Source organism: Pseudomonas sp. G5(2012), from assembly GCF_000408945.1.
Classification (GTDB): Bacteria; Pseudomonadota; Gammaproteobacteria; order Pseudomonadales; family Pseudomonadaceae; genus Aquipseudomonas; species Aquipseudomonas umsongensis.
On record NZ_APIO01000172.1, the window covers coordinates 1 to 10357 of the forward strand.

General features: G+C 61.4%; 10 protein-coding genes. 9 read left to right on the forward strand and 1 reads right to left on the reverse strand.

Translation table 11 applies throughout. The features are described from left to right. Positions 1 to 83 precede the first annotated feature (83 nt). Entirely contained in the window at positions 84 to 848 is a 765-nt protein-coding gene (gene cysQ, locus PG5_RS31590; protein WP_020801146.1) for a 3'(2'),5'-bisphosphate nucleotidase CysQ, read from the reverse strand. 1043 nt (positions 849 to 1891) lie between these two features. Between cysQ and cysD the strand changes: the two genes are divergently transcribed. The 9 genes from cysD (at position 1892) to PG5_RS31635 (ending at position 10232) form a co-directional block, all read left to right on the forward strand. After that, positions 1892 to 2878: a sulfate adenylyltransferase subunit CysD gene (gene cysD / locus PG5_RS35115; protein ID WP_225441952.1), complete on the forward strand. Its 987-nt coding sequence runs from the start codon at positions 1892 to 1894 to the stop codon at positions 2876 to 2878. Continuing rightward, the gene (cysN, locus tag PG5_RS31600) at positions 2878 to 4791 is read left to right on the forward strand and encodes a sulfate adenylyltransferase subunit CysN (RefSeq protein WP_020801148.1); all 1914 of its coding nucleotides are present in this window, start codon (positions 2878 to 2880) and stop codon (positions 4789 to 4791) included. Before cysD ends, cysN begins: the two co-directional genes overlap by 1 nt. 73 nt (positions 4792 to 4864) lie before the next feature. Continuing rightward, positions 4865 to 5977 (forward strand): DUF1214 domain-containing protein, encoded by a 1113-nt coding sequence (locus PG5_RS31605; RefSeq protein ID WP_020801149.1) that lies wholly within the window; start codon positions 4865 to 4867, stop codon positions 5975 to 5977. After that, a complete protein-coding gene (locus PG5_RS31610) occupies positions 5974 to 7161 on the forward strand; it encodes a sulfotransferase (protein ID WP_020801150.1) in 1188 nt (395 codons plus the stop codon). The genes PG5_RS31605 and PG5_RS31610 overlap by 4 nt, the downstream gene beginning before the upstream one ends. An 18-nt stretch (positions 7162 to 7179) precedes the next feature. Further along, a complete protein-coding gene (locus PG5_RS31615; protein WP_020801151.1) occupies positions 7180 to 7896 on the forward strand; it encodes an EthD domain-containing protein in 717 nt (238 codons plus the stop codon). A 22-nt stretch (positions 7897 to 7918) separates the two neighbouring features. After that, positions 7919 to 8374, forward strand: coding sequence for a nuclear transport factor 2 family protein (locus PG5_RS31620; RefSeq protein WP_020801152.1), 456 nt, complete (start codon positions 7919 to 7921; stop codon positions 8372 to 8374). Between the two features lie 20 nt (positions 8375 to 8394). Beyond that, a complete protein-coding gene (locus PG5_RS31625) occupies positions 8395 to 8862 on the forward strand; it encodes an SRPBCC domain-containing protein (RefSeq protein ID WP_020801153.1) in 468 nt (155 codons plus the stop codon). 40 nt (positions 8863 to 8902) lie between these two features. Next, the gene (locus PG5_RS31630) at positions 8903 to 9694 is read left to right on the forward strand and encodes an SDR family oxidoreductase (RefSeq protein ID WP_020801154.1); all 792 of its coding nucleotides are present in this window, start codon (positions 8903 to 8905) and stop codon (positions 9692 to 9694) included. Positions 9695 to 9776: 82 nt separating this feature from the next. Continuing rightward, on the forward strand, positions 9777 to 10232 hold the full coding sequence (locus PG5_RS31635; RefSeq protein ID WP_020801155.1) for a nuclear transport factor 2 family protein: 456 nt from the start codon (positions 9777 to 9779) through the stop codon (positions 10230 to 10232). The last annotated feature ends 125 nt before the right edge of the window (positions 10233 to 10357 follow it).

Here is a 10357-nt window from a genome sequence, read left to right on the forward strand (position 1 = left end):
GCGAAACCATAAGTCGCCGTTACCGCAGCAACGGATATACACCCAATCCAAATATGCAACCAGCGCACGCAAGCGTCTGAGGTCTATAGACCCTGAGCGTAGAAATGCGGGTTGTCCAGGCCGGGCTTGCCATAACGCAGCGCATCGCCGGCAAGGGTGCGAATCTGCCCACCGGCCGCGACAAGCACCGCATGCCCCGCGGCAATGTCCCACTCCATGGTGCGCCCCAGGCGCGGATAAAGGTCTGCTTCGCCAGCAGCCACCAGGCAAATCTTCAGCGATGAACCGGCACTTTTCAGTGAACGCACCTGACGCCCGTCGAGGAATTTATCCAGCGCCTCGGCATCGCCATGGGAGCGGCTGGCGACCACGTCCAGCCCCTCCTGCGACACCGTTCGGCAGTGAATTGCCTGGCGCTCTCCCGTCTGTTCGATAAAGGCGCCGTAACCACGGGCACCGGCAAACAGTCGGTCCAGCGCGGGCGCCAGGACTACCCCGAGCACCGGTTCACCGTTATCGATCAGGGCGATATTGACGGTGAACTCGCCATTGCGATTGATGAACTCCTTGGTGCCGTCCAGCGGGTCCACCAGCCAGAACCGCTGGCCCACCTCGGGCACATGGCCGGCAGCGGCGGCCTCTTCGGAAATCACCGGGATCTGCGGCGTGCGTGCAGCCAAGGCCTGCAGAATCAGCGCCTCGGCGCGCTCGTCAGCCTCGGTCACCGGCGAGGTATCGACTTTCCCGCGCACCTCGAAATCCGAGCGATACACCTCCATCACCAGCTCGCCCGCTGCGCGAACAATACCGATGACGTCTTCAAGCAGAACAGTCATTGAGTCGTTCATGGGAATTCTCCTGTTTTTGTTCTTCGTATGGTCCGTTCGGCCTATGCGCCGTTTTGCGGATCCGGGAACAGTACAGACATCTACAGCCCCGCCACTCAGCAAATGGATGTTTAACAGGAGTTCCCGTGTCCCACGGCAATCAGTTATCCGTTGCGCAGATCAACCAGCTGCGCCTGCGTGCCGTGCAGTTGCGCATCGGCGGCAGCACGCTCAAGACCATCAGCCAGGACACCGGGCTCTCATCGCCGACCATCATCTCTGCCTACAAGGCGTGGCAAGCCGGTGGCTGGAGCGCCGTGCCTGTGCGCGAACGTGGGCGCAAGCAAGGTGAGGGCCGCAGCCTCAGCGCCGAGCAAGAACGCAGCATCTACCAATTGCTGGTCAGCACGCTGCCGGAACGGCACCAGCTGCCGTTCCTGCTCTGGCAACTGGAAGCGATGCAGGCATTGGTCAAGCGTCTGCACGATATCGACCTGCCAGAACGCACCGCCGCCCATTATCTGCAACGCTGGCAGCTCAATGCCGAGCGCCCGGCCAAGCGTGTCGCCAATGCTTCGCTGGCGGTGCAGCGCTGGTACCGCAGCACCTACCGGGACATTCTCGAACAGGCGCGTACGCAGAACGGCGAGATCCACTGGATCGATGACTACGGTGCGCGCAACGACCAGGGCAAGCTCAGTTACGGGGTGCTGCGCGCGGTCAGCAATCGCGGCAAGGTGCTCTGGCTGCCTTACGAAGACGGGTTGCGCGCCCCCCACCTGGAAGAGTTCTTCGACCGCCTGTGTCGCTCGGCCGAACGCAAAGTCTTCGCGCTGCTCTCGGGCATGCACTGGCAACGCGCCGCGACCTTTATCACCTGGGCTGGCGAACGCGCTGAACGCCTGCATCTGTTCCATCTGCCGCAAGCCAGCGCAATGCTCAGCGGTGCCCGCGAACTGGCGACCCAGATCAGTCAGCAAGCCGCGCGCGTCAGCCATGACGATGTGCCAGCGACCATCGCCCCCCCTCTTCCCCGCGACCCCATGCTGCAGATGTTGCGCCTGATGTTAAAACATCAAGTCGCGCATAAGTCCGAATCGCAGCAGTTGTACGTTGATAAACGACAACAACAAAAAGCGAGAGGAAAATCTATGACGCTTACCCACCTGCAACGACTGGAGGCCGAGAGCATCCAGGCAATGCGCGAGGTTGTCGCCGAAGCCGACAACCCGGTCATGCTCTACTCCATCGGCAAGGACAGCGCGGTCATGCTGCACCTGGCCATGAAGGCCTTCTACCCGGCCAAGCCGCCCTTCCCTTTGCTGCATGTCGACACCACCTGGAAGTTCCAGGAGATGTATCGCTTCCGCGATCAGATGGTGGCCAAGCTGAACGTGGACCTGCTGACCCACACCAACCCCGAAGGCATTGAAATGGGCATCAGCCCGTTCAAGCACGGGTCGCAGATCCACACCGACATCATGAAGACCGAAGGCCTGAAACAGGCGCTGGATCACTACGGTTTCGACGCGGCCTTCGGCGGTGCGCGACGCGACGAGGAAAAATCCCGGGCCAAGGAACGGATTTTTTCCTTCCGCTCCGACCAGCATCGCTGGGACCCGAAGAAGCAGCGCCCGGAACTCTGGCACCTGTACAACACGCGCAAGCACAAAGGCGAGTCGATTCGCGTCTTCCCCCTTTCCAACTGGACCGAGCTGGACATCTGGCAATACATCTACCTGGAAAACATCCCGATCGTACCGCTGTACTTCGCCGCGCCGCGCCCGGTGGTCGAGCGTGACGGCATGCTGATCATGGTCGATGACGAACGCATGCCGCTCAACCCGGGTGAAGTGCCGATGATGCGCAACGTGCGCTTCCGCACCCTGGGTTGCTACCCGCTCACCGGTGCCGTCGAATCCGAGGCCGACACCCTGCCCAAGATCATTCAGGAAATGCTGCTGACCCGCACGTCCGAGCGTCAGGGGCGAATGATCGACCACGACTCGTCCGCATCGATGGAGAAGAAAAAACAAGAGGGGTATTTCTAATGGCACACGTATCTGACCTGATTGCCGAGGATATCGGCCAATACCTCAAGGCCCACGAGCACAAGAGCCTGCTGCGGTTCATCACCTGCGGCAGCGTCGACGATGGCAAGAGCACCCTGATCGGACGCCTGCTCTACGATTCGAAAATGCTCTTCGAAGACCAGATGGAAGCGCTGGAGGCCGACTCGAAAAAAGACGGCACCCAGGGTGGCGAACTGGACTTCGCCCTGTTGGTGGATGGCCTGGCCGCCGAGCGCGAACAAGGCATCACCATCGACGTGGCCTACCGTTTTTTCTCCACCGACCGGCGCAAGTTCATCGTTGCCGACACCCCGGGCCATGAGCAGTACACCCGCAACATGGTGACTGGCGCTTCCACCGCGGACGTGGCCGTGGTGATGATCGATGCCCGACGCGGCGTACTGACCCAATCCAGGCGTCACAGCTACCTGGCCTCGCTGCTCGGCATTCGCAAGGTGGTATTGGCGGTCAACAAGATGGACCTGATGGACTACTCGGAGAAAGTCTTCAACGCCATCGTCGATGACTATCGCGCCTTCGCCAAACAGATCAACCTGCAGGATTTCACCGCGATCCCGATGTCCGCACTGCGCGGCGAAAACATCACCGAGCAGAGCGAGCACATGCCGTGGTACCGCGGCACCACGCTGATGGGCTATCTGGAAACCGTTGAGGTCGACGAGGCGCACCAGCAGAAACTGGCGTTCCGCATGCCGGTGCAATGGGTCAATCGCCCCAACCTGGATTTCCGTGGTTTCACCGGGACCATCGCCAGCGGCGTGATCCATCCCGGTGACCGCGTCCGTGTGTTGCCAGCCGGGCAAGAGAGCCGGATCTCGCGCATCGTTACCCTCGATGGCGACCTGCAACAAGCCGTGGCTGGGCAGTCCATCACCCTCACCCTGACCGATGAAGTCGATTGCAGCCGCGGCGATGTACTGTCCACCGCCGAAGACCCGGCCAGCGTCGCCGACCAATTCCAGGTCAGCCTGATCTGGATGCACGAACAGGCCATGCTCGCCGGCCGCCCGTACTTGATGAAGATCGGCGGCAAGACGCTGTCGGTCACCTTGGCGGTGCCCAAGTACAAGATCAACGTCAATACCATGGAGCACTTGGCGGCCAAGGAACTGGCGTTGAACGAGATCGGCGTGTGCAACCTGTTTACCAGCCAGCCGATCGCTTTCGATGCCTATAAGAACAACCGGGAAACCGGCAGCTTCATCCTCATCGACCGCCTGACCAACGCCACCGTCGGCGCCGGCCTGATCGAGTTCTCCCTGCGCCGCTCGCAGAACATCCATATGCAACACGTGGATGTGAACAAGAAGGCTCGCGCCGAACAGATGGGCCAGCAGCCGGTGCTGCTGTGGTTCACCGGTTTGTCGGGGGCCGGCAAATCGGCCATTGCCAACCTGCTGGAAACCCGCCTGTACGCTCGCGGCCGCCATACCTACCTGCTCGACGGCGACAACGTGCGTCACGGCTTGAACCGCGACCTGGGCTTCACTGACGCCGACCGCGTGGAAAACATCCGCCGGGTAGCCGAGGTGTCCAAGTTATTCGTGGATGCCGGGTTGATCGTGTTGACCGCCTTCATCTCGCCCTTCCGTTCCGAGCGCGAGATGGCGCGTGGGCTGCTGCAGGAAGGCGAGTTCATCGAGATCTTCGTCGATACGCCGCTGGCCGTGGCCGAAGAGCGCGACCCCAAGGGCCTGTACAAGAAAGTCCGCCGCGGCGAGCTGAAAAACTTCACGGGCATCGACTCGCCTTATGAGGTGCCGAGCAAGCCGGATATTCATATCCAGACCAGCAAGCTGACGCCCGAGGGTGCAGTGGATCGGATCATCGAGGTGCTGATCGAGCGCGGCTTCATCGGCAAGGAACTCTAGCCCCGGCGCCCGGTTCGCCGGGCATCCAGCGAGCACCCTGCGGCGGTGCTCGTCCCATCAAGAGAGTCTAACAATGACAATCAGCTCTATTGACGAACAACAGTTGTTGAGTGGCCAGACCTGGGCCACGTTCTGCGATCACCTCAAGCGCTGCGGCGAGCAGATCCTGCGCCCCGAAGCACCGGCCGATGCGGCCACCCGCGCCGAAGGTTTCCGCTACCTCACACGCCTGCTGCGCATCGGCCTGGAGATGCACATCGAGTTTGCCGACCCGGCCTTTCCCAGCTTTTTCAAGACTTCCCACGAGACCGCGAAGATTGGTGCCGACAACCCGGACAACCTCTACGAGTACTCGCGCCTGGACGGCACGCTGCAATACCGCATCAAAGGCCAGCGCGGCAGCGTCGCCTACCTGAGCTTTGGCACCCAGAAAGGCGGTTACGAAACCGACGGCACCTTGATCCAGACCGGCTTCATCGACGCCAGCCAGCTGCAGGTCGATGCCCAGGGCAATTTCGAGATCATCCTCAGCACCGAGCCGCAACCGGGCAACTGGCTGAAGATGGAAGACGCCACCAATGCCCTGATCGTGCGCCAGACGTTTCTTGACCGTCGCAGCGAAGTGCCGGCCAAGCTGAGCATTGAGCGCATCGGCACCGAGAGCAAGCCGCAGGCCCTTGATCCGGCGACATTCCAACAGGGCCTGGCGCGGGTATCGAGCTTCGTGGAAAACACCGCGAGGCTGTTCGCCGACTGGAGCCAAAGCTACCTGCCGCACAGCAATCAACTGCCTCCCGCCAACCAGGCGCTCTGCCAGTCCGTGGGCGGTGACCCGAACATCTTCTATTACCACTCGCACTGGGCGCTGGCCGAGAAAGAGGCGCTGGTGATTCACATCGACAAGGTGCCGGACTGCGACTTCTGGAACTTGCAGATCAACAACTACTGGATGGAATCGCTGGACTACCGCTACCACCAGATCTGCTTCAACAAGCACCAGGCCCGCTACGACGAAAACGGCGGCGTGACCCTGGTACTCAGCGAGCTCGACCCTGGGGTAAGCAACTGGCTGCAAACCGCCGGCGTACGCCAAGGCACCCTGTGCCTGCGCTGGGTCGGCGCCCAGGAGCAATGCCACCCCACCACTCGCGTAATCAACGTGTCTGCCGTGGCGGAGGTCGTATGAACGCGCTCACTCGCATTGAAGACCTGACCGTGGAAAACCTGTTGGCCAGCGCCATCGCGCGCGCCAATGGCCTGAGCGATTTTGGCGATGACAACTATCGCGAGTCGTTGCAGGCGCTGCTGGTTGCGCTGGCCGCCGAAGCCCGGCTGTCACCGTCCGGCCTGTATTTGCTGGAAGAACGGCTGGTGGGGCAACTGGTCAACCGCCTGGTGATGGAGGACTACCTGCGCCGTTACCCGGAAATTATCGAGATAGCGATCGACGATCCGCTGGTCATCGTGGGTCTGCCGCGCACTGGCACCACCATGCTTCAGCGCACCCTGGCGGTCGACCCGCGCTTCTACTCGGCCGCCTGGTGGGAGACGCGTTTTCCGGCACCGCTGGCCGACGAAACCCTGGCAGTGCCGGCCAAGCGCATTGCCCAGGCCAAGGCCGAGGTCGACCTGATGGCCGAAGTCATTCCGCAGATCCTGGCGATCCACCCTCTGGACGCCATGCTCTGCGACGAAGAGTTCATGCTCATGGAACACTCGTTCATGTGCGCCATGGACGCCTACGTCAATGTGCCCAGCTACACCCACTGGCTGGACCGCCAGGACCAGCGCCCGGTCTACACCCAACTGAAAAAAATGCTGCAGTTCCTGCAGTGGCAGAAACAACAACGGGGTGAACCGATGGGCCAGCGTTGGCTGCTCAAAGCGCCCCAGCACCTGCACACCTTGCATTTGCTGCTGGATGTCTTCCCCAAGGCCCAGGTGATTCTGACCCACCGCGAACCGGCCCAGACCATCCCGTCGATGGCCAGCATGGCCCACACCCTGTGGCAGATGTACAGCGACACCCCGGACCCGAAAGCCGCCGGCGAGCAGTGGAACACTCGCATGGCGCGCGGCATCCGGCACACCATGCAGGTACGCGATCAACACGCTGCCGAGCGCTTTCTCGACATCAACTTCGCCGACACCGTGACCCAGCCATTGCAAGTGCTGGAGAAGGTCTACGCCTTTGCCGACCTGGCGTTTACCGATAAAGCCCGCGCCGACGCGCAGGCCTGGCTGTCGCAAAACAGCCGGGAAAAACGCGCCAGCCATGACTACAGCCTGGAGCGCTTCGGTCTTAACGAGGCGCAAATGACCGAGGACTACCGCGAATATCGCGCCCGCCACCTGAGCGTCAATCACTGAACAAGGGCTGGAGTAACCATGGAAAAAATCATGTTGACCTTGTGGAAGCCGACACAACCGAGCGCCGGGCAATGGCGTGCGGACTTGCTTGGCCTACACGACGAACTGGCCCGTGCCGGCGCCAAAAACATCCGTGTCATGGTGGTCGATGAGGCGGTGGCCGCCGCCCACGCACAGCGCATCACCAACAGCGCCGTGCCGTTGGACGGGCTGCTTTCGTTGTGGCTGGACAGTGCCTCGCAATGGCCCGCCATCCAGGCGATCGTGGCGCCGAAGACCCGCCGCCAGGAGGCTTACCTGGTGGTGGAATCCGAGCCCTACCCCGAAGAACGCCAGGCTCGCGCCGCTCAGTACCGGGTGCCGCTTGGCGAGCGCACACCCGGCATGAATCAGGTGGCCCTGCTACACAAGCCCCACCGGTTGAGCTACGAACAATGGCACGACACCTGGCGCAACGGACACGGGCCCAAGGCCTATCCCCTGCAATCGATTTTCGGCTACCGACAGAACACCGTGGTGCGCTCGCTGTCCTTCGGCGCGCCGGTGCTGCACGCCATCGTCGAAGAAAACTTCCCGCCCGAAGCCATTGGCAATCAGCAGGGGTTCTTCGCAGCCCTTGGCGATCCGGACACCTGCGCAAAGCGCCAGCAGGCCATGTACGAATCGACCAGCCAGTTCATCGACTTCGAGAAAATTGACTGCATCCAAACCAGTGAATACCAACTCAGCGAGTGAGTTGCCCACAAGGAGGCTTTCCATGTTGGATCTAGAAGCAATCGAGCTGATCAAGCAGCTCAAGGCGCGCTATTTCCGCGCCATCGACACGTGCAACCTCTCGATGCTGCAGGACATGCTCACCGAGGACGTCGCCCTGTCGTTCAAGAGCCCGGCCTACGAGTTCCACGTCAACGGCCTGGGCGATGCACTGGACTTCTACCGCACCTCGTTCACCAAGACCCGCCTGGCTACCCACAACGGTCACACCCCGGAAATCGAAGTCAACGGCGATCAGGCCACAGCGCTCTGGTACCTGAGCTACGTGTTCATCAACCTCGAGGACAACACCCACATGCATGGCAGTGCGATCTACCAGGATCGCTACATCAAGCGCGGCGAGCGCTGGATGATCGCCCAGACGGGTTACGAAACCCTGCTCGAGACGATCCAGCCCTTGAGCGAACACCTGCAGATCACTTCCCGCCCCATCAACTGAACGCACGACAGGAGACCGTCATGGCCAGAGCCGAAAACATAGTGACCTCCCACACAGTGGAAATTGACGCCCCCGCCCGAGTGGTCTGGGAAGTGCTCGTTGACCTGGACAATTACCACCTGTGGAACAGCTTCTGTCCGAGCATCCGCTGTGGCCTGCAGATCGGCGACGAAGTACATATGCAGGTACTGACTCCCGATACCGGCGAGACCGTCCCGGTCTTCGAATACCTCGTGGCCTGCGACCCCGAGCAGCTGTTGTCGTGGGAGCAGCGCCCCGTTCCCGAGAACATGGACGCCGCCCGCCGCGACCAGTACATCAAGGCCATCGATGCCAACCGCTGCAGCTATTTCACCACTGACATTTTCCTGGGCCTGAACCAGGACACCATCATGCGTGAACACGGCGCCTGGGTAAAAATCGGCTTCGACCAGATGGCCCTGGACCTGAAACGCCGCGCTGAAGAACTGCACGCCAGTCGCGCCTGATCGCCTTATTCCCGACCAAAACAATAAGAAGGTAATTGCCATGTTGCTCAAAGACAAAGTCGTCATCATTTCCGGTATCGGTCCTGGCCTGGGCATCAAGCTGGCCGTGCGTGCCGCGGAGTACCAGGCCAAGGCCGTGGTGTTGGCCGCGCGTACGCCGGCCAAGCTCGATCAGGCCGAACAAGCGGTGCGCGACGCTGGCTACAGCACCCCGATCCTGAAAGTCCCCACCGACATCACCCAGCCCGAACAGTGCCAGACGCTCGCCGACCTGACGACCGAGCACTTCGGCCGGATCGACGTATTGATCAACTCTGCCTACGCCCATGGCGCCTGGGGCACCTCCTCCGCATCGGCCATGGACGACTGGCGCAGCGCAATGGACGTCAACCTGTTCGGCACCCTGCACATGACCCAGGCCGTGCTCCCACAGATGAAGAAACAGAAGTGCGGCAGCATCGTCATGATAAACACCATGGCCACCCGCACCCCCAACCAGCTGGAATCGGGCTATGCCGTCTCCAAAGGCGCGTTGAAAACCGCCGTGCAGTACCTGGCCCAGGATCTTGGCCCGTTCGGCATCCGCGTCAACTCTACCTTCATGGGCTGGATGTGGGGCGCGCCGGTGATTGGCTACTTCCAGAGCGAAGCCAAGCGCCTGGGGGTGCCGATGGAGTCGCTGGTCGAGCAGATCGCCCAACAGATTCCGCTGCGCAAGATTCCTGAAGACAGTGATTGCGCCATGGCTGCGCTGTACCTGGCGAGCGACTACGCCAAGGCCATTACCGGCGCGCAACTGGACGTCAACGGCGGCCACTTCCTGCCCTGCTGAACCCTTCAAGGCGACGTGAACGTCGCCTCTTTTGCGACGGCCATGCGAAGCCCGTGTGGCCCTCCCCCTGGAGATTACCGACATGCTGGATCTCGTTGCCATCGAGCAGATCAAACAGCTCAAGGCCCGCTACTTTCGTGGAGTCGATACCTGCAACCTTGAGCTGCTGCGCAGCATCCTTTCACCCGACGTGAAGGTCCGATTCGACAGCCCGACTTACCAGTTCGAACTCAACGGGATAGAAGAGGCTATCGAGTTCTACCGCACCAGCTTTACCAACCGCCGTTTCGGCATGCACAACGGCCACACCCCGGAGATTGCGGTCAACGGTGATGAAGCCACGGGCCTGTGGTACCTCAACGACGTGTTCATCAACCTCGATGAGCAGACCCTGCTCAACGGCAGCGCGATCTACGAGGATTGCTACGTCAAGCTGGAAGGCGAGTGGCGCATCTTGCGTACCGGTTATAAACGGCTGCTGGAGATGATCGGCCCGCTGGATCCCCAATGGTCGATCACCTCTCAGCCGATCAACTGATACTCCTCTCCCCCTGATGATCGTTCCCACGCTCTGCGTGGGAATGCATCCAGTGACGCTCCGCGTCACCGTTGCGCAGGGCTCAAGTCAGGCGTCGACAGCGGAACGCGGAGCGTCCCTGGCGG

Bases quoted from the DNA above. Each gene is read 5' to 3' on its own strand.
- cysD (WP_225441952.1), top strand. From the start codon at position 1,892: ATGTTAAAACATCAAGTCGCGCATAAGTCCGAATCGCAGCAGTTGTAC.
- PG5_RS31625 (WP_020801153.1), top strand. From the start codon at position 8,395: ATGGCCAGAGCCGAAAACATAGTGACCTCCCACACAGTGGAAATTGAC.
- PG5_RS31630 (WP_020801154.1), top strand. From the start codon at position 8,903: ATGTTGCTCAAAGACAAAGTCGTCATCATTTCCGGTATCGGTCCTGGC.
- PG5_RS31615 (WP_020801151.1), top strand. From the start codon at position 7,180: ATGGAAAAAATCATGTTGACCTTGTGGAAGCCGACACAACCGAGCGCC.
- PG5_RS31605 (WP_020801149.1), top strand. From the start codon at position 4,865: ATGACAATCAGCTCTATTGACGAACAACAGTTGTTGAGTGGCCAGACC.
- PG5_RS31610 (WP_020801150.1), top strand. From the start codon at position 5,974: ATGAACGCGCTCACTCGCATTGAAGACCTGACCGTGGAAAACCTGTTG.
- PG5_RS31620 (WP_020801152.1), top strand. From the start codon at position 7,919: ATGTTGGATCTAGAAGCAATCGAGCTGATCAAGCAGCTCAAGGCGCGC.
- PG5_RS31635 (WP_020801155.1), top strand. From the start codon at position 9,777: ATGCTGGATCTCGTTGCCATCGAGCAGATCAAACAGCTCAAGGCCCGC.
- cysQ (WP_020801146.1), bottom strand. From the start codon at position 848: ATGAACGACTCAATGACTGTTCTGCTTGAAGACGTCATCGGTATTGTT.
- cysN (WP_020801148.1), top strand. From the start codon at position 2,878: ATGGCACACGTATCTGACCTGATTGCCGAGGATATCGGCCAATACCTC.